The organism is Umezawaea beigongshangensis (assembly GCF_016464305.1).
GTDB classification, from domain to species: Bacteria; Actinomycetota; Actinomycetes; order Mycobacteriales; family Pseudonocardiaceae; genus Umezawaea_A; species Umezawaea_A beigongshangensis.
The window spans coordinates 258,193-274,135 of the sequence record NZ_JAEIOJ010000007.1 but is presented as its reverse complement, the minus strand read 5'-3'; the positions used below and the strand labels follow the sequence as shown (position 1 = coordinate 274,135).

Genomic DNA, 15,943 nt, shown 5'->3' with positions numbered 1-15,943 from the left:
CACGACGTAGGATGGGGCACGTGCTGGTGATCCGTCGTGACCTCGTGGACGCGATGGTGGCGCACGCCCGTCGCGACCACCCGGACGAGGCGTGCGGCATCGTCGCGGGCCCCGAGGGCTCCGACCGCCCGGAGCGGTTCGTCCCGATGGAGAACGCGGAGCGTTCGCCGACGTTCTACCGCTTCGACTCCGGCGAGCAGTTGCGGGTGTGGCGGCAGATGGACGCGGCCGACGAGGTCCCCGTCGTCGTCTACCACTCGCACACGGCCACCGAGGCGTACCCGTCGCGCACCGACGTGTCCTACGCGGCCGAGCCGGACGCGCACTACGTCCTCGTGTCCACCCGCGACCCGCGGGAGCACGAGCTGCGCTCCTACCGGATCGTCGACGGCGTCGTGACCGAGGAGCCCGTCGAGGTGGTCGAGTCCTACATGTTCTCCCACACGGGCAGCGACGACACCCCCGACCGGTCCTGAGCGACCGCCTCGGGAACACCCGCGGGCTCCCGCGCGTCTCCACCCAGCAGAAGACCGGCCGAACGGCGTCAGTTCACGGAGGTTCCAGCACCATGGCCATCACCGTCTCCATCCCCACCATCCTGCGCACCCACACCGGCGGGCAGAAGTCCGTCGAGGCCAGCGGCGGCACGCTCGCCGAGGTCATCGAGGACCTGGAGACCAACCACGGTGGCCTCAAGGCCCGCCTGGTCAAGGAGGGCTCGCTGCACCGGTTCGTCAACGTCTACGTCAACGACGAGGACGTGCGCTTCTCCGGTGGCCTGGAGGCGGCGGTGAAGGACGGCGACACCGTGACGATCCTGCCCGCCGTCGCCGGCGGCTGATCTGCCGTGGCGCGCTACGACTCGCTGCTCCACGCCCTCGGCGGCACGCCGCTGGTCGGCCTGCCGAACCTGTCGCCGTCGCGGGACGTGCGGCTGTGGGCGAAGCTGGAGGACCGCAACCCGACCGGTTCGATCAAGGACCGGCCCGCGCTGGCCATGATCGAGGCGGCCGAGCGGGACGGGACGCTGCGGCCGGGGGCGACGATCCTGGAGCCCACGTCCGGCAACACCGGCATCTCGCTGGCGATGGCGGCGAAGCTCAAGGGCTACGGCCTGGTGTGCGTGATGCCGGAGAACACCTCGACCGAGCGCAAGCAGCTGCTCCAGGCGTACGGGGCGCGGATCGTCTTCTCCCCGGCGGCGGGCGGCTCCAACCAGGCCGTCGCGCGCGCCAAGGAACTGGCGGAGCAGAACCCCGAGTGGGTGATGCTCTACCAGTACGGCAACCCCGCCAACGCCGAGGCGCACTACCGGGGCACCGGGCCGGAGATCCTGAAGGACCTGCCGGAGATCACCCACTTCGTGGCGGGCCTGGGCACGACCGGCACGCTCGTGGGCGTCGGCCGGTACCTGCGGGAGCAGAAGCCGGACGTGCAGATCGTCGCCGCCGAGCCGCGCTACGGCGAGCTGGTGTACGGGCTGCGCAACCTCGACGAGGGCTTCGTGCCGGAGCTGTACGACGCGAGCGTGCTCACCGGCCGCTACTCGGTCGGCTCCTACGACGCGCTGCGCCGCACCCGGCAGCTCCTGGAGGCCGAGGGCATCTTCGCGGGCGTCTCCACCGGCGCGATCCTGCACGCGGCCCTGGCCGTGGCGGACAAGGCGGTGACCGCGGGCACCCCGGCCGACGTGGTGTTCGTGGTGTGCGACGCGGGCTGGAAGTACCTGTCGACCGGGGCGTACTCCGGCACCCTCGACGAGGCGTCCGAACGCCTGGACGGGCACCTCTGGGCCTGACGACCCGCCGCCGGACCGCGCTCGACGGCGGTCCGGCGGGGCGTCGGCCCGCTCAGCCCGTGAAGGAGAACGACGGGACACCGGCACCGATGCCCGGAAGCACCAGGACCGAGCCCGACAGTGGGTTCTCCGCCAGCGACCGCTCGCTCAGGCCGGTGCGGGCCGTCGTCACGTACAGGTCGGTGAAGTCGTCCCCGCCGAAGCAGCACGCCGTGGGCTGCTCCACGGGCAGCGCGATCTCCCGGTCCAGCCTGCCGTCCGGCGTGTAGCGGCGCACGGCGGAGCCGCCCCACAGCGCCACCCACACGCACCCCTCGGCGTCCACGCACAGCCCGTCCGGCTTGCCGGGGGTGTCGGCCACCGCGCACAGCGCGCGCCGCCCGGTGGCCTCGCCGGTGGCGGTGTCGTAGTCGAACACGTCGATCCGCTGCTCCGGGGTGTCCACGTAGTACATGAGTTCGCCGCCGGGGCTCCAGCCGGTGCCGTTGCTGATCGTCACGTCGCCGAGCACGACCTTCGCCGCGCCGTCCGGCTCCACGCGCGCCAGCCACCCGCCGCCCCTGGCCTCGTCGTAGCGCATCGTCCCGGCCCACAGCCGTCCCGCCGGGTCGACCGCCGCGTCGTTGCCGCGCACGCCGTCGCGGGCCCAGTAGACGAGCCACGTGCGCGTGCCGTCCCGGTCCACCAGCGCGACGCCGTCGCGCAGGTTCAGCACGAGACCGCCCTGCTCGCGCGGCTTCGCGGCCCCCACGTGCTGGGGCACGTCCAGCACCGCGTCAGCACCGCTGCGGGGCGCGTAGCGGTGCACCTGACTGGCGAGGACGTCCACCCACAGGAGCGTGGAGGTACCCGCGTCCCAGGTCGGTCCCTCGCCCAGAACGGCCTCGGTCTTCACCGCTACGTCTGTCGACACCGCCACAGCTTAGGCAGCAGGCGGTGAGGTGCCGAGATCCCGGCCCGATCCGGCCCCGGTGGACGTAGCCTGAACACGTGGAGCCAGCCGCTGCCCTCGCCCGACCAGCCAGATCGACGTCGTCGGCCCGACGCGTGGTACCACCGCGGCCACTGCTGTCGCTCGTGGTGGTCGCGGGCTTCGTCGCCCTCCTGTACGCGGTGGAGGCGCTCGACGTGCTCACCGGGCACTCGCTGGACGACGACGGGGTGGTCCCGCGCGACTTCTCGCAGTGGGACAACCTCGCCTGGTACCCGCTGCTGCACGGCGACTGGGGGCGCCTCACCGGCAACGCGGGGCCGCTGCTGGTGCTCGGCTTCCTCGCCAGCTCCGGCGGCGCGAAGCAGTTCTTCCAGGTGACCGCGGTGATCTGGCTGACCAGCGGGCTCGGCATCTGGCTGGTCGGCAGCCCGGCCGTGCACATCGGCGCGTCCGGCCTGGTGTTCGGCTTCCTGTCCTTCCTGCTGGTTCGCGGGATCTTCGCCCGCGGCGTGCTCCAGATCGCCATCGCGGTGGTCGTCCTCGGCGTCTACGGCTACGCCCTGTGGGGCGTGCTGCCCGGCCAGCCCGGCATCTCCTGGGAGGGCCACCTCTTCGGCGCGATCGGCGGTGTCCTCGCAGCGTGGGGCGTCGCGCGAGACGCCCGAAAGGAGCAGCGGCCGATGGTGCCCGCGCCGGGTAGCCTCGCCGCGTGAGCCGCACCGCCGACGCCCCCATCGGGATCTTCGACTCCGGAGTGGGCGGACTCACCGTCGCCCGCGCCATCGCCGAGCAACTGCCGGGTGAGCGCATCCGCTACGTGGGCGACACCGCCCGCGCGCCCTACGGCCCGCTGCCGATCGCGCAGATCCGCGAGAACGCGCTGGAGATCGCCGACCGGCTCGTGGCCGACGGCGTCAAGATGCTCGTCATGGCCTGCAACACCGCGTCGGCGGCCTGCCTGCGCGACGCGCGGGAGCGCTACGACGTCCCCGTGGTCGAGGTGACGCTGCCCGCGGTACGCCGGGCGGTCGCCACGACCCGCACCGGGCGCGTCGGTGTGATCGGCACGCAGAGCACCATCGCCTCCGGCGCCTACCAGGACTCCTTCGCCGCAGCCCGCGACGTGCGGGTGACTGCGGCGGCGTGCCCCCGGTTCGTGGACTTCGTCGAGCGCGGCATCACCTCCGGCCGCCAGGTGCTGGGCCTGGCCCAGGGGTACCTGGAACCGTTGCAGCGGGCCAGGGTCGACACGCTGGTGCTCGGCTGCACCCACTACCCGCTCCTGACGGGTGTGCTCCAGATCGTGATGGGCGAGGACGTGACGCTGGTGTCGAGCGCGGAGGAGACGGTGAAGGACGTCGTGCGGGTGCTCACGGAGAACGACCTGCTCAACGAGGGACCGGTCGACGCGGCCGACCACGAGTTCACCTGCACCGGTCCGCCGGAGCCGTTCGCGAAGCTCGCGAAGCGGTTCCTGCCGATGTTCGGCACCGCCTCTCCCGGCGTGCGGGGCTGACCCCGTGGAACTGACCGTGCTCGGGTGTTCCGGCAGCGTCCCCGGACCCGGTGAACCCGCGTCGGGCTACCTGCTGGAGGCGGAGGGCTTCCTGCTCGCCGTCGACTTCGGCAACGGCGTCCTGGCCTCGTTGCAGACCGTGTGCGATCCGTTCGACCTCGGCGCCCTGCTGATCTCGCACCTGCACCCCGACCACTGCGTGGACCTGACGGCGCTGACGGTCCTGCGCCGCTACCACCCGTCGCCGCCGTTCGACGTGTGCGCGCGCCGGCTGCCCGTGCACGCTCCGCGCAACGCGCCGCAGCGGTTCGCCGCGGCCTACGAGGCGACACCGGTCGAGGACGGGAGGTCGGTGGTGCTGGAGGTGTTCGACTTCCACCCGATCGCCGAGGAGACCGTCCACATCGGACCGTTCGAGGTGACGCCCGCCCTCGTCGCCCACCCGTGCGAGGCGTACGGCTTCCGCATCCGGCACGGCGGCGCGTCGCTGGTCTACACCGGTGACACGGGCCCGTGCGACGCGCTGGAGGACCTGGCGCGCGACGCGGACGTCCTGCTGTCCGAGGCGAGCTGGACCGACGGGCCGGAGCGGCCGGTCGGCGTGCACCTGTCCGGCACCCAGGCGGGCGATCTGGCGCGGCGGGCGGGAGCGCGCTCCCTGCTGCTGACGCACGTGCCGCCCTGGACGGACCGGAACGCGGTGCTGGCCGAGGCGCGCGCGGAGTTTCCCGGTCCGGTGGAGGCCGTTCGGCGCGGTGCGCGGTACTCGGTTGATCGTGGAGGGTTCGGGGTATCCGGTCGACCCCTGACCACGTGACGCGGAGAACACACCATGAGTGCTGATGTCGTTGACCTGATCCTGGACGACCACCGGAGGTTCGAGGAGCTGTTCCGAGACCTGCGCGACCGCTCCTCCGACCGCCCCGCCGTGCTCGGCGAGCTGGCCGCGCTGCTGGTGGCCCACGCCGAGGCCGAGGAGGCCAAGGTCTACCCGGCGCTGCGGCGGTACAAGGAGATCGACGACGACGAGGTGGAGCACGGCGCGGAGGAGCACGCCGAGGGCCACCAGGCGCTGCTCGCGCTGATGGAGATCTCCGACACCACCAGCGACGAGTGGGAGGAGAAGCTGGAGGAGCTCGTCGAGGCGATGAACCACCACGTCGACGAGGAGGAGCGGACCATCCTCAACGACGCCCGCGAGCAGGTCCCCGACGAGCGCAGGGCGCAGCTCGGCACCGACTTCCTGGCCGCGCGCCAGGAGAAGCTCGACGAGGACTGCGGCGACCTCGAGAACGTGCGCCGGGTGGCGAAGGCCACGCAGGACCGCATCGACTAGCGTCGGCCGCGTGGCCGAGACCAGCAGCGTCGCACTGCGGCGCACCGCGCAGCACCGCTTCACCGCGAGGAACGACCGGGGGGCGGAGGTCCAGATCGGCCGTGCCGGCCAGGACGGGTCCTTCACCCCGGTCGAACTCCTGCTCGCCGCCGCCGCGGGGTGCGTCGCGGTCACGGCCGAGTCGCTGGTGGAGCGCAGGATCGGCGAGGGAGCGGAGATCCGCGCGAGCGCGGAGGCCGTGCGCACGCCCGACGGCCACTCGGTGGTGGAGATCCCGCTGGCGCTGGACTTCGACGTCTCCGCGCTGGACGACGCGCAGCGCGCCGCGCTCGACACGGCCGTGCGGCGCGCGGTCGAGCAGCTGTGCACGGTGACGCGGACGCTGAAGAAGCCGACGCCGGCGCCGCTGGACCTGCCTACAGGTTCGTGACGTAGTCCCACACCGCGGTGGAACCGCTGTGCCCGACGCGGACGGTCTGCACGACCGCCGCGACGGCGGCGACCACCACGAGCGCCGACACCAGCACCGAGATCGTGCGCCAGGTCTTCGCGTCGCCGCCGCCCTCGCCGTCGGCGGCGCGCTCCCGGTCGGCGAGCCGTCCCGCGACGAGCAGCACGACCACCAGCACGCCGAAGCCCAGCGCGAAGGGCATCAGGTCGTTGCCGAGGTCGGCGTGCCGCCGGATCAGCGGGTCCTGCGGCGTGCCGAGCGCCGCGTCGAGCTGCTCGCCCGCCGCCTGCGCCATCGGCACCGCGCCGACGGCGGCGGCCGTGAGCGCCAGCACCGGCCAGCCGAACCGCGCGCGCCAGGCGGGCCGGACGGCGACGGCGATCGCACCGGCGGCGGAGAGCGGGAGGAGCACCACCACGGCGTGCACGAGGAGCGGGTGCGCCGGTAGCCCGAAGATCGTCACCAGGTCGTCTGCGATTGCCATGCCTCTCCCTACGCCGGTGACCCGTCCGGGGTTCACCGCGCGCGCAGCCTAGGCTAGCCGCGTGGCGAGGAGCGATGGCAGAAACGACGACGTGCTGCGCGAGGTCCGGATCACGCGCGGCTACCAGCAGTGGCCCGCCGGCTCGGTGCTGGTGGAGTTCGGGAACACGCGGGTGCTGTGCGCGGCGAGCGCGACCGAGGGGGTGCCGCGCTGGCGGTCCGGCTCCGGGCTGGGCTGGGTGACGGCCGAGTACGCGATGCTCCCGTCGGCCACGCACACCCGCGGCGACCGCGAGTCGGTGAAGGGCCGGATCGGTGGTCGCACGCACGAGATCAGCAGGCTGATCGGTCGCTCGCTGCGCGCGTGCATCGACCTGGCCGCGCTGGGCGAGAACACCATCGTGATCGACTGCGACGTGATCCAGGCCGACGGCGGCACCAGGACCGCCGCGATCACCGGCGCCTACGTGGCGCTGGCCGACGCGGTGACGTACCTCGGCGCGGCGGGCAGGCTCGCGGACCCGCAGCCGCTGGCGTGCGCGGTGTCGGCGGTGAGCGTGGGCGTCGTGGACGGCCGGGTGCGCCTCGACCTGCCGTACGAGGAGGACTCGCGCGCCGAGGTCGACATGAACGTGGTGGCGACGGACGCCGGCACGCTCGTCGAGGTGCAGGGCACCGGTGAGGGCGCGACGTTCGCCCGGTCCACCCTGGACTCGATGCTGGACCTCGCGCTGGCGGGCTGCGCCGAGCTGAACCGGCTCCAGGCCGAGGCGCTCGCGCTGCCCTACCCCGGTGTCCTGCCCGAGCCGAAGCCGAAGAGGTCGCGCGGATGACGAGGCTGCTGCTGGCGTCGCGCAACGCCAAGAAGCTGGACGAGCTGCGCCGCATCGTCGCCGCCGAGGGCCTCGACGGCATCGAGGTGCTGGGTCTGGACGACGTGCCGCGGTTCCCGGAGGCGCCGGAGACCGAGGCGACGTTCGAGGGCAACGCGCTGCTCAAGGCCCGCGACGCGTGCGCGGCGACGGGACTGGCTTCGGTGGCCGACGACTCGGGGCTGGCCGTGGACGCGCTGAACGGGATGCCGGGCGTGCTCTCGGCCCGCTGGTCGGGCAAGCACGGCGACGACGTGGCGAACCTGGACCTGCTGCTGGGTCAGCTCTCCGACGTGCCGGACGAGCGCAGGGGCGCGGCCTTCGTGTCCGCGCTGGCGCTGGTGCTGCCCGACGGCACGGAGACCGCGGTGCGCGGCGAGTGGCGCGGTGAGATCGTGCGCGCCCCGCGCGGGACGAACGGCTTCGGCTACGACCCGATCTTCCGGCCCGAGGGCTCGGACGTGACGTCGGCGGAGCTGAGCCCGCGGGAGAAGGACGCGTCCTCGCACCGGGGGCGGGCGATCAAGGCCCTGCTCCCGCACCTGCGCGACCTGGCCTGAGTCCGCGCGGGCGGTGCGTTCCGCGCACCGCCCGCGCGTGCCGGCTCAGGCGGGCAGCTCGCGCAGCAGCTTCGCCACGTGGCCCGTCGCCCGGACGTTGTACATCGCCTTCGCGATCTTGCCCTCCGGGTCGACCAGGAACGTCGAGCGGATCACGCCCTGCACGGTCCTGCCGTAGTTCTGCTTCTCGCCGAACGCGCCCCACTCCGCGAGCACCGCGCGCTCCGGATCGGACAGCAGCGGGAAGTCGAGCTGCTCGGCCGCGGCGAACTTCGCCAGCTTCGCCGGCTCGTCGGGGGAGACGCCGACGACGGCGTAGCCGGAGTCGGCCAGCGAGCCCAGGTTCTCCTGGAAGTCGCACGCCTGCTTCGTGCAGCCCGGCGTCGAGGCCGCCGGGTAGAAGTAGACGACGACGGACCTGCCCAGGTAGTCCGACAGCGACACGGGCTTGCCCGTGCTGTCGTTCAGGGTGAACGCCGGCGCCTGGTCGCCGGGGGAGAGGCGCTTCTGCTCGCTCATGCCCCGACGCTACCGCGCCCTCCCCGCGTCTCCGCCGCCGGTCAGCCGGTCAGCAGGCCGATCCCCAGCACGCCGACGCCGAGCGCCAGCGACGCCACGCCCAGCCACACCAGGACGAACGCGCGGTTCGGCCTCGTGCGGCCACGGCCCGCCGACGAGGCGAAGAACCCGCCGGGGACGAGCAGCGCGGCCACCGGCACGCCGAGGCGCGCGATCCAGCCGAGCGGTCCGGTCAGGCCCGAGGCGTCCGCCAGCAGCAGGCACACCAGACCGAGTGTGACGAGCACCCCGGCGTGACCGTGTCCGGCCCTCGCGAACGAGCGCTGGAAGTCCGTCGCGGCCACGGCGCCGGAGGAGGTCCGCAGCACGAACCAGCCGCCGAACTCGATCGTGACGATCGACAGCAGCATGGCGCCGGCGAGGATTCTCGACGGGTCCGACAGCAGCAGCGCGTGCATGGGGCACTCCGGTTCCAGGTGGCGTGACAGCGTTATAAAACACTGTTCTGAAACCGGGCGCAAGGAGGGTCAGGCGGTGCCCTCGAAGATCGCCATCGTCTCGGAGCCACCGCCGCCGGGCTGGACGGTCAGGCGCATCCGCACCGGCTCGTCGGGCACGGCGAACGCCAGCGTCAGCGTCGCGTCGCGCTCCGGCGGCAGTTCCTGCACGGCGGAGGCGACGCCGTTGAGGCCCTGCACGGCGTCGAGCACCTCCTGCGCCGGTCGGCCGTCCGCCACGGCACGGACCGCGAGCTGCGGGGGCCGGTAGACGGTCGAGGTGCCGTTCAGGACCACGACGGTGAACACGGCCATGCGGCCGGCCCTGGGGAACGCCGTGTCGCTCGGCGTGAGCGACTTCGGCGCGGAGATCGTCACCGCGAGGCCGTTGCCCCACGTGTGCTCGGACCCGAACGGGGCCAGGGTCGCCGACAGCGGCACCTGGGCGTCCTGTCTGACGGAGGGTGCGGCACCGCCCGCGCTGGGCGGTGTCGTCTCGACGGCCGTGTCGGCCGAGTGGGAGATGGCAGGCGCCGCCGTACATCCCGCCAAGGCCGCGACGGCGCACGCGCCGACGGCCAGTCTGGCGAACCTCACGAACCTCCCCTTTCCGCCCCGGCGGAAGGGACGAGATGGAACCGACCTCCACCATGACGGGTCGGCGGGGGAGCGGGGGCTGATCCGAGGGCTTGATTCGCACCTGGTGTCAGGATGTGGCCGTCCCGTGATGCCGTGTGCGATCCGCGTGAGCACCGACACGGCGTGGGTGGCACCGCGAGCGGTGCCGCCCACGCCGTGTCGGGATGCGGCTCGTCGGGCGTCCGGCGCCCGGAAGTTGAGGAGCGCGTCGGGGGGCGTGCGCGCTCCACAAGCACCATCGCACACGGTGTGTCCGTTGCTACGACTTCCGCGCGTATTCACCCGTTCGGACCAGAACGGTTCTACCTGGTGTGAAGTGTGAAATTTACTCAGCCGATTGTCACGTGGCTGGCGCGGTGGACGGCGCAGCGGCGGCGACCGAACGGCCGCCCGCCAGTTCGGTGACGATCTCGAAGGACCTCAACCGGTCCTGGAGGTCGTGCGCGATGGTCGTCACCATCAGCTCGTCGGCCTCGGTGGCCTCCAGCAGGGCCTCCAGCTCGCGCTCCACGGTCTCCGGACCGCCGACGATCTGCGAGGACATCCGCTCCTCCACGACCAGGCGGTCGATCTCGGTGTACGGGTAGTCCGCGGCCTCCTGCGGGCTGGACAGCGGGCCGGGGTTGCCGGTGCGCAACCGCACGAACGACAGCGCGCCGGGACCCGAGATCCACCGCGCGTGCTCGTCGGAGTCGGCGGCGATCACCGAGGCGCACACCATCGCGTGAGGACGCTCCAGGACGGCCGACGGCCGGAAGTTCGACCGGTACAGCTCCAGCGCGGGCAACGTGTTCTGCGCGCTGAAGTGGTGGGCGAAGGCGAACGGCAGACCGAGCACACCGGCGACCTGGGCGCTGTACCCGCTCGACCCGAGCAGCCACACCGGCGGCTTGTTGCCCGCGGCGGGAACGGCGGTGATGCCGGTGGAGCTGGGGCCGTCGAAGTAGTCCAGGAGGTCCCGCAGCTCCTGCGGGAAGTTCTCCGCCGACAGCCCGGCCGCGGTGCGGCGCAGCGCCAGCGCGGTCTTCTGGTCCGTGCCGGGCGCGCGCCCGATGCCGAGGTCGATGCGGCCGGGGTGCAGCGCCTCCAGCATCCCGAACTGCTCCGCCACGACCAGCGGGGCGTGGTTCGGCAGCATGACGCCGCCGGACCCGACCCGGATCGTCGACGTGGCGTCGGCGATGTGGCCGATCAGGACCGCCGGGGACGAGCTGGCGATGCCGGGCATGTTGTGGTGCTCGGCCACCCAGTACCGGACGTAGCCGAGACGCTCGACGTGCTGGGCCAGCTCGCGCGTGGCGCGCAGGGCCGTCGTCGCGTCGGAGCCCGAGTTGACGGGGGCCAGGTCCAGTGCGGACAGGGCGACGTCGCGGAGTCTGCTCATTCCCCGGTCAACACCTCACCGGGTCCGCCTCTTCCCCGGTGTTGCCGGTGCCACGTGCGGCCCGTTCCCGTCCGCCGGAACGGGCCGCACGTGGCGGTGCTCAGCCGTGCGTGCCGCGGTGCAGGTGCTGGGTGATCGCGTTCACCGTGGCCACCGAGGTGTCCCACGGCGTGCCGGTCGGCTGGAGGGTCAGCAGCACGAAGATCGTGCGGTCGCCCGGCCCGTACGTCCCGGTCGTGTGCATGGCCGCGCTGGTCAGGTCCAGCTCGGTCTCCTCGGCCAGCGCCCTGGCGCGCGCCTCGGGGGCCTCCTCGGCCACGCCGGGTTCGGCGTCGGCGGCGCTGGAGACGGTGTCCGTCGCGCACGGCCGCGGCGGCGTGGAGCCGAAGCCCGACCAGCCCTGCTTGAACGCCGGTCGGTGCCGGAGCACGGCGGGCAGGCCGAAGCTCTGGTCGAAGCCGTCCGTGGCGCAGTCCGTCGCCCGGTGCAGGTTGCCCATGACGAAGTCCCGGTGCGACGGGTGGGCCTGCTCCAGCACGTACCGGTAGATCTTCGCCACGTCGGCCGCGCTGAACGCCGTGTAGCCCCAGAAGCCGACGTCCACCGGCGGCGCGGTGTCCTCCAGGCCGATCTTCGCGGCCATCCGCACCACGATCTGCTCCCAGCCCTCCTGCACCCACAGCTCGCTGGCCGCGTCGTCGTCGCTGGAGCGCAGCATCGGCTCCAGCCGCACCAGGTCCGCCTCCGGGATCACCGGGTCCGGACCGCGCGTCTCCAGGTAGTCGAGCGCGATCAGGATCTTCACGAGGGACGCCGAGCGGATTTGCTGGTGGGCGTTCCTCGCCGCGAGGACGTCGCCGTCGTACCGGTCGAGCACGACGTAGGCGGCCGTCACGCCCTCCGGCGGCCTGACGGCGGCCTCGTCCGGCGAGGCCGCCCCCGCGGGTGTCGCCGCCATCACCACTCCCAGTAGGGCCGTCGCTGCGGATGCTGCTGCCAGTGTGCGCACTCTCTGCACCGTGGTCGATCCTCTCCGTGGTCACCTGCGAAGATCGGGACGGTAGCCGCGGCCGCCGACGTTTCGCTGACTCGACCGCCCGTGTGATCGATCAGACGGAAGCGCCGCCGCGCGCGCGTGGTTGTGCGGGGTGTGACCACCCTCGTGGACGTCGTGGTGATCGGAGCGGGGCAGGCCGGGCTGTCGAGCGCCCACTTCCTGCGCCGCGCGGGACTGGACCACGTGGTGCTCGACGCCGACGCCCGTCCCGGCGGCGCGTGGCAGCACCGCTGGCCGACCCTGCGCATGGCGACGGTGAACGCGATCCACGACCTGCCGGGGATGCCGCTGCGGCACGTCGACCCGGAGGCTCCGGCCGCCGAGGTCGTGCCCGCCTACTTCGCCGAGTTCGAGCGCCGCGAGGACCTGCGGGTGCTCCGCCCGGTGCGCGTGCACGCCGTGCGCTCCCGGCCGGACGGCCGGCTGCTCGTGGAGACCGACGCCGGTGCCTGGGCCGCCCGTGCGCTGATCAACGCCACCGGCACGTGGACCCGTCCCTTCTGGCCGCGCTACCCCGGCCAGGAGACGTTCCGGGGCCGTCAGCTGCACACGGCCGACTACCGGCGCCCGGAGGAGTTCGCCGGGGAGCACGTCGTGGTGGTCGGCGGCGGCATCTCCGCGGTCGGGTTCCTGCTGGAGCTGGAGGGCGTGGCCACGACGACCTGGTTCACCCGTCGTCCCCCGGTGTTCGTCGACGGCGAGTTCACCTCCGAGCGCGGGCGTGCCGCCGTGGCGCTGGTGGAGGAGCGCGTCCGCAACGGCCTGCCGCCCGCCAGCGTCGTCAGCGTCACCGGACTGCCGAACACGCCCGAGGTCGCCGCGGCCAGGGCGCGGGGCCTGCTCGTCGCGCGTCCCGTCTTCGACCGCGTCACCCCGGACGGCGTCGCCGTGGACGGCGGTGAGCTGCGGGCCGGCGCGATCCTGTGGGCGACCGGGTTCCGCCCCGCCGTCGAGCACCTGGCCCCGCTGCGGCTGCGCGGCCCCGGCGGCGGGATCGCCCTCGACGGCACCCGCGTGGTGGCCGATCCGCGGGTGCACCTCGTCGGCTACGGGCCGTCGGCCAGCACGGTCGGCGCCACCCGCGCCGGGCGCGTCGCCGTGCGGGAGGTCCGCGCGCTGCTCGGGCCGGCGTTCGCGGGGTGACGCGCCGGTCAGGACCTCGCGCGCTTGCGGGACCTCACGCGCGACACGACGAACCAGACGACGGCGGCGACCACGAGGGCGAGCACCACCTTCGAGACGACACCGGCGTAGTTCTCCACCAGGTGCCACTGCTCGCCGAGCAGGTACCCGGCCACGATGAGCGCGGAGTTCCAGACGAGGCTGCCGAGCGCGGTGAACGCGACGAACGTGTGCAGCGGCATCCGCTCGACGCCCGCCGGCAGCGAGATCAGGCTCCGGAAGAGCGGGACCATCCTCCCGAAGAAGACGGCCTTCCTGCCGTGCCGGGAGAACCACGCCTCCGTCCGGTCCACGTCGGACACGTCCACCAGCGGCATCTTGTCCACGACGGCCCGGACGCGGTCGCGGCCGAGCGCGGCGCCCGCCCAGTAGAGCACCAGGGCGCCGACCACCGAGCCGAACGTGGTCCACACGATCGCCGCGATCAGGCTCATCTTCCCCTGGCTCGCGGTGAACCCGGCCAGTGGCAGGAAGAACTCGCTCGGCAGGGGCGGGAAGAGGTTCTCCAGCGCGATGGCGAGCCCGGCGCCCGGTGCGCCCAGCGTCTCCATCAGGTCGGTGACCCACCCGACGATTCCACCCGGTTCACTCATACGACCACGCTACAAGTCCTCTTTGTCTGTTTTTTCAGGAGGTCCGCACATCCCCGGAGGGGTACCACCGCTGCGGGGGGACGAAAACGTCGCTCGGGCCACGGCGGGCCACGGCGGGGTTCGACCGGTGTCGCCCGGCTGATCGGCAGCGCCGAAAGCGCCGACCTTTCGGCACGTCCAGAGGGCCGTCCGCCGACACCGCCCGCGAGGTGGCGACCGCGTCGCGGCGGGTGCGCCATGCTGCTCACGGCAAGATCGCAGGCTCGTGCGGACGCGGCCCCGCCGGAACGGGAGGCCGCGGGCGTCCGTCCGCGCACCGGGCCGCAGAGCCCGAGCACTCGTCGGAGGAACGACATGGGTCCGGTGCTGTTCACCCACGGCTCACCCGAGGTGCCGCCGGACGGGGTGCGGTCCCCGCCGGTGCGCCGAGCGGTGGAACTGCACCTGGTGCGGGCCCGCCGGGACACCGCGCCGCCGGCCGCGCCGCACCGCGAACCGCCGCCCGCGCGCGACGCGTCCGCCCGCTCGGCGCTGAGCGACCTGTGCCACCAGCGGCTGCTCACGGGCACGGCGATCAGCGGCATCGGGCTCGTCCACGTCCTGCTCGGCCTCCAGGTCGCGGCCGTGCTGGGCGTGCTCGGCCTCGTCGTCTGGGCGTGCCCCCGCCTCTGGCCCTGACGCCGGTGCCGTGCTCACCGCCCCCGCCGGGGGCGGGCACGACGTCGTGGGGCCGGTGGGACTCGAACCCACACCGTCACGGACCTAAACCGTGTGCCTCTGCCAATTGGGCCACGGCCCCGTCCCGCGCAGTTTATCGACCGACCCTCGGGGCACCGGAGGGCGAGGTCAACTACGGTGGTGCAGGCACCGCTGTCAGGAGGAAATGTGGCTCGCGACCCCGACACCATCCAGCGTGAGATCGAGCAGGCTCGCGACGCGCTGGCGTTGACCCTGGACGAGCTGGGCACGAGGGCTGACCCCAAGCGCTTCGTGGAGGCAGGCAAGGAGAGCGTGCGCTCGAAGCTCGACGACCCCAGGGTGCGCTACGCGCTCATCGCCGTCGGCGTCGTCGTCGGCATCGCGGTCGTGCGCAGGCTGTTCCGCTAGCTCCGCACCAGGGGCACCAGGACCTGGTCCACCAGCCGGTCCACGAACGGCACGTCGAGCGGTTCACCGGTGAGCATGAGCCGGTGGGTCAGTGCCGCGCCCGCGAGTTCGACCGTCATGGCCAGCGGCGCGTCGGGACGCAGTTCACCGCGTCCGCTGGCCCGGTCGAGCAGGCCGCGCAGCACGTTGCGCTGCGACGTCAGGAACGTCTCGCGGAACGCCTTCGCCAGCTCCGGCTCGTGCGGCAGCTCACCGACGAGCGCCTGCGCCGCCCGGCCCACCGGACCGGCCAGGAACGCCGCGAACGACGACAGGAACTCCCGCAGGTCCTCCGCCAGCGAGCCCGTGTCGGGCACGGGGACGCTGCGGCTCGCGAGCTGCGTGCAGGTGTCGACCACGAGGTCCAGCTTCGACTCCCACCTGCGGTAGATCGTCGCCTTGCCCGCCCGCGCCCGCGCCGCGACGGCGTCCATCGTCAGCGCCCGGTACCCCACCTCCGCCATGACGTCGAGCGCGGCCTGGCGCAGCGCGTCGTCGCGGGTGGCGTCGCGGGGACGTCCTCGTTGCGGCGTTCTCGTCTCGTCGCTGTAAGCCGTAGTCGGCACGGCGTGCACCTCCTCGGGAGGGGGCACGGCGGTCCGCCTGCCCCGTACCTCTGGCGGATCATCCTAGGTGCCGGGTGATACCGGCGGCGCTGGTCAGATCGCGTCCAGCGGAATCCGCACGCCGCGCCGGGTCCGGAGGTGGGCCACCGCGAAGGCGGGCGGATTCCGCTGGAGGAGGTGCGCGACGGCGCGGTCCGCGCAGCCCGCGGGCTGCCTCCCGACGAACCGGCCGACCTGGTCCCGTGCGGCGATCAAGCCCGGTGCCAGCGCGTTCGGGCTCCGGTGGCCTCCCGTGACGCGCACCGGCCGGCCGTCGCAGCGCGGCACGCGGTTCGCCGTGATCGCCGGGGTCGCCGGGGTCGTCACGGTCGTCCTGGTCCCGACCGACCCGGAGCGGCGCGTGGCCCCCG

At 73.2% G+C, this 15,943-nt stretch carries 23 protein-coding genes and 1 tRNA gene; 13 read left to right on the top strand and 11 right to left on the bottom strand.

From position 1 onward, the window contains the following. Positions 1 to 20 precede the first annotated feature (20 nt). The 3 genes from IMZ35_RS19300 (at position 21) to IMZ35_RS19290 (ending at position 1,798) form a co-directional block, all read left to right on the top strand. Positions 21 to 476, top strand: a complete 456-nt coding sequence (locus IMZ35_RS19300; protein ID WP_368857018.1) for a M67 family metallopeptidase — start codon at positions 21 to 23, stop codon at positions 474 to 476. 92 nt (positions 477 to 568) lie between these two features. Next, on the top strand, positions 569 to 841 hold the full coding sequence (locus tag IMZ35_RS19295; protein WP_199442509.1) for a MoaD/ThiS family protein: 273 nt from the start codon (positions 569 to 571) through the stop codon (positions 839 to 841). A gap of 6 nt (positions 842 to 847) precedes the next feature. Further along, positions 848 to 1,798 (top strand): PLP-dependent cysteine synthase family protein, encoded by a 951-nt coding sequence (locus tag IMZ35_RS19290; RefSeq protein ID WP_199442508.1) that lies wholly within the window; start codon positions 848 to 850, stop codon positions 1,796 to 1,798. 52 nt (positions 1,799 to 1,850) lie between these two features. On the opposite strand, the gene IMZ35_RS19285 is transcribed toward IMZ35_RS19290, so the two are convergent. Then, positions 1,851 to 2,711 (bottom strand): SMP-30/gluconolactonase/LRE family protein, encoded by an 861-nt coding sequence (locus tag IMZ35_RS19285; protein ID WP_307868397.1) that lies wholly within the window; start codon positions 2,709 to 2,711, stop codon positions 1,851 to 1,853. 134 nt (positions 2,712 to 2,845) lie between these two features. Between IMZ35_RS19285 and IMZ35_RS19280 the strand changes: the two genes are divergently transcribed. From IMZ35_RS19280 to IMZ35_RS19260, 5 genes are read left to right on the top strand one after another with little or no spacing between them, the layout of a single operon-like run. Then, positions 2,846 to 3,445: a rhomboid family intramembrane serine protease gene (locus IMZ35_RS19280; RefSeq protein WP_199442506.1), complete on the top strand. Its 600-nt coding sequence runs from the start codon at positions 2,846 to 2,848 to the stop codon at positions 3,443 to 3,445. Next, positions 3,442 to 4,248: a glutamate racemase gene (murI, locus tag IMZ35_RS19275; RefSeq protein WP_199442505.1), complete on the top strand. Its 807-nt coding sequence runs from the start codon at positions 3,442 to 3,444 to the stop codon at positions 4,246 to 4,248. The genes IMZ35_RS19280 and murI overlap by 4 nt, the downstream gene beginning before the upstream one ends. Before the next feature lie 4 nt (positions 4,249 to 4,252). Continuing rightward, positions 4,253 to 5,065, top strand: a complete 813-nt coding sequence (locus tag IMZ35_RS19270) for an MBL fold metallo-hydrolase (protein WP_199442504.1) — start codon at positions 4,253 to 4,255, stop codon at positions 5,063 to 5,065. Positions 5,066 to 5,080: 15 nt separating this feature from the next. Next, the gene (locus IMZ35_RS19265; RefSeq protein WP_199442503.1) at positions 5,081 to 5,584 is read left to right on the top strand and encodes a hemerythrin domain-containing protein; all 504 of its coding nucleotides are present in this window, start codon (positions 5,081 to 5,083) and stop codon (positions 5,582 to 5,584) included. 10 nt (positions 5,585 to 5,594) lie between these two features. Further along, on the top strand, positions 5,595 to 6,014 hold the full coding sequence (locus IMZ35_RS19260) for an OsmC family protein (protein ID WP_307868394.1): 420 nt from the start codon (positions 5,595 to 5,597) through the stop codon (positions 6,012 to 6,014). Here IMZ35_RS19260 and IMZ35_RS19255 read toward each other — a convergent pair. Further along, entirely contained in the window at positions 6,001 to 6,519 is a 519-nt protein-coding gene (locus tag IMZ35_RS19255) for a DUF2231 domain-containing protein (RefSeq protein ID WP_199442502.1), read from the bottom strand. The genes IMZ35_RS19260 and IMZ35_RS19255 overlap by 14 nt on opposite strands. A gap of 61 nt (positions 6,520 to 6,580) precedes the next feature. Between IMZ35_RS19255 and rph the strand changes: the two genes are divergently transcribed. Continuing rightward, positions 6,581 to 7,351: a ribonuclease PH gene (rph, locus tag IMZ35_RS19250; protein ID WP_199442501.1), complete on the top strand. Its 771-nt coding sequence runs from the start codon at positions 6,581 to 6,583 to the stop codon at positions 7,349 to 7,351. Then, complete coding sequence (gene rdgB / locus IMZ35_RS19245) at positions 7,348 to 7,950, top strand: RdgB/HAM1 family non-canonical purine NTP pyrophosphatase (RefSeq protein WP_199442500.1); 603 nt, start codon at positions 7,348 to 7,350, stop codon at positions 7,948 to 7,950. Before rph ends, rdgB begins: the two co-directional genes overlap by 4 nt. A gap of 45 nt (positions 7,951 to 7,995) precedes the next feature. Here the strand turns inward: rdgB and bcp are convergent, their stop codons facing one another. The 5 genes from bcp to IMZ35_RS19220 form a co-directional block, all read right to left on the bottom strand. Next, positions 7,996 to 8,469: a thioredoxin-dependent thiol peroxidase gene (gene bcp / locus IMZ35_RS19240; RefSeq protein WP_199442499.1), complete on the bottom strand. Its 474-nt coding sequence runs from the start codon at positions 8,467 to 8,469 to the stop codon at positions 7,996 to 7,998. Between the two features lie 41 nt (positions 8,470 to 8,510). Further along, positions 8,511 to 8,927: a hypothetical protein gene (locus IMZ35_RS19235; protein WP_199442498.1), complete on the bottom strand. Its 417-nt coding sequence runs from the start codon at positions 8,925 to 8,927 to the stop codon at positions 8,511 to 8,513. A 69-nt stretch (positions 8,928 to 8,996) separates the two neighbouring features. Continuing rightward, positions 8,997 to 9,563: a hypothetical protein gene (locus tag IMZ35_RS19230; protein WP_199442497.1), complete on the bottom strand. Its 567-nt coding sequence runs from the start codon at positions 9,561 to 9,563 to the stop codon at positions 8,997 to 8,999. A gap of 382 nt (positions 9,564 to 9,945) precedes the next feature. After that, positions 9,946 to 10,989 (bottom strand): LLM class flavin-dependent oxidoreductase, encoded by a 1,044-nt coding sequence (locus IMZ35_RS19225; RefSeq protein WP_199442496.1) that lies wholly within the window; start codon positions 10,987 to 10,989, stop codon positions 9,946 to 9,948. A 100-nt stretch (positions 10,990 to 11,089) separates the two neighbouring features. Beyond that, positions 11,090 to 11,947 (bottom strand): D-alanyl-D-alanine carboxypeptidase family protein, encoded by an 858-nt coding sequence (locus tag IMZ35_RS19220; RefSeq protein WP_199442495.1) that lies wholly within the window; start codon positions 11,945 to 11,947, stop codon positions 11,090 to 11,092. A 192-nt stretch (positions 11,948 to 12,139) separates the two neighbouring features. Here IMZ35_RS19220 and IMZ35_RS19215 point away from each other — a divergent pair, with 192 nt between their 5' ends. Beyond that, positions 12,140 to 13,189 carry an FAD-dependent oxidoreductase gene (locus IMZ35_RS19215; RefSeq protein ID WP_199442494.1) on the top strand — a complete coding sequence of 350 codons (1,050 nt, stop codon included), beginning with the start codon at positions 12,140 to 12,142 and terminating at the stop codon, positions 13,187 to 13,189. An 8-nt stretch (positions 13,190 to 13,197) separates the two neighbouring features. Here IMZ35_RS19215 and IMZ35_RS19210 read toward each other — a convergent pair whose 3' ends face one another. Then, positions 13,198 to 13,821 carry a DedA family protein gene (locus tag IMZ35_RS19210; RefSeq protein WP_199442493.1) on the bottom strand — a complete coding sequence of 208 codons (624 nt, stop codon included), beginning with the start codon at positions 13,819 to 13,821 and terminating at the stop codon, positions 13,198 to 13,200. A gap of 354 nt (positions 13,822 to 14,175) precedes the next feature. Here IMZ35_RS19210 and IMZ35_RS19205 point away from each other — a divergent pair, with 354 nt between their 5' ends. Then, complete coding sequence (locus IMZ35_RS19205; RefSeq protein ID WP_199442492.1) at positions 14,176 to 14,499, top strand: hypothetical protein; 324 nt, start codon at positions 14,176 to 14,178, stop codon at positions 14,497 to 14,499. A 47-nt stretch (positions 14,500 to 14,546) separates the two neighbouring features. Here IMZ35_RS19205 and IMZ35_RS19200 read toward each other — a convergent pair. Then, positions 14,547 to 14,620: transfer RNA gene (locus tag IMZ35_RS19200), tRNA-Leu, on the bottom strand. An 86-nt stretch (positions 14,621 to 14,706) separates the two neighbouring features. Between IMZ35_RS19200 and IMZ35_RS19195 the strand changes: the two genes are divergently transcribed. After that, positions 14,707 to 14,928 carry a DUF3618 domain-containing protein gene (locus tag IMZ35_RS19195; protein ID WP_199442491.1) on the top strand — a complete coding sequence of 74 codons (222 nt, stop codon included), beginning with the start codon at positions 14,707 to 14,709 and terminating at the stop codon, positions 14,926 to 14,928. Here the strand turns inward: IMZ35_RS19195 and IMZ35_RS19190 are convergent. Both IMZ35_RS19190 and IMZ35_RS19185 read right to left on the bottom strand, forming a co-directional pair. Continuing rightward, positions 14,925 to 15,533 carry a TetR/AcrR family transcriptional regulator gene (locus IMZ35_RS19190; RefSeq protein WP_307868391.1) on the bottom strand — a complete coding sequence of 203 codons (609 nt, stop codon included), beginning with the start codon at positions 15,531 to 15,533 and terminating at the stop codon, positions 14,925 to 14,927. The genes IMZ35_RS19195 and IMZ35_RS19190 overlap by 4 nt on opposite strands. Positions 15,534 to 15,626: 93 nt before the next feature. Then, positions 15,627 to 15,899, bottom strand: coding sequence for a hypothetical protein (locus tag IMZ35_RS19185; protein ID WP_199442490.1), 273 nt, complete (start codon positions 15,897 to 15,899; stop codon positions 15,627 to 15,629). Positions 15,900 to 15,943: the final 44 nt, after the last annotated feature.

Excerpts from the sequence above, each read along its gene's own strand:
- IMZ35_RS19235 (WP_199442498.1), bottom strand. The coding sequence starts at position 8,927 with ATGCACGCGCTGCTGCTGTCGGACCCGTCGAGAATCCTCGCCGGCGCC.
- IMZ35_RS19205 (WP_199442492.1), top strand. The coding sequence starts at position 14,176 with ATGGGTCCGGTGCTGTTCACCCACGGCTCACCCGAGGTGCCGCCGGAC.
- IMZ35_RS19210 (WP_199442493.1), bottom strand. The coding sequence starts at position 13,821 with ATGAGTGAACCGGGTGGAATCGTCGGGTGGGTCACCGACCTGATGGAG.
- IMZ35_RS19225 (WP_199442496.1), bottom strand. The coding sequence starts at position 10,989 with ATGAGCAGACTCCGCGACGTCGCCCTGTCCGCACTGGACCTGGCCCCC.
- IMZ35_RS19255 (WP_199442502.1), bottom strand. The coding sequence starts at position 6,519 with ATGGCAATCGCAGACGACCTGGTGACGATCTTCGGGCTACCGGCGCAC.
- rdgB (WP_199442500.1), top strand. The coding sequence starts at position 7,348 with ATGACGAGGCTGCTGCTGGCGTCGCGCAACGCCAAGAAGCTGGACGAG.
- bcp (WP_199442499.1), bottom strand. The coding sequence starts at position 8,469 with ATGAGCGAGCAGAAGCGCCTCTCCCCCGGCGACCAGGCGCCGGCGTTC.
- IMZ35_RS19295 (WP_199442509.1), top strand. The coding sequence starts at position 569 with ATGGCCATCACCGTCTCCATCCCCACCATCCTGCGCACCCACACCGGC.
- IMZ35_RS19220 (WP_199442495.1), bottom strand. The coding sequence starts at position 11,947 with ATGGCGGCGACACCCGCGGGGGCGGCCTCGCCGGACGAGGCCGCCGTC.
- IMZ35_RS19265 (WP_199442503.1), top strand. The coding sequence starts at position 5,081 with ATGAGTGCTGATGTCGTTGACCTGATCCTGGACGACCACCGGAGGTTC.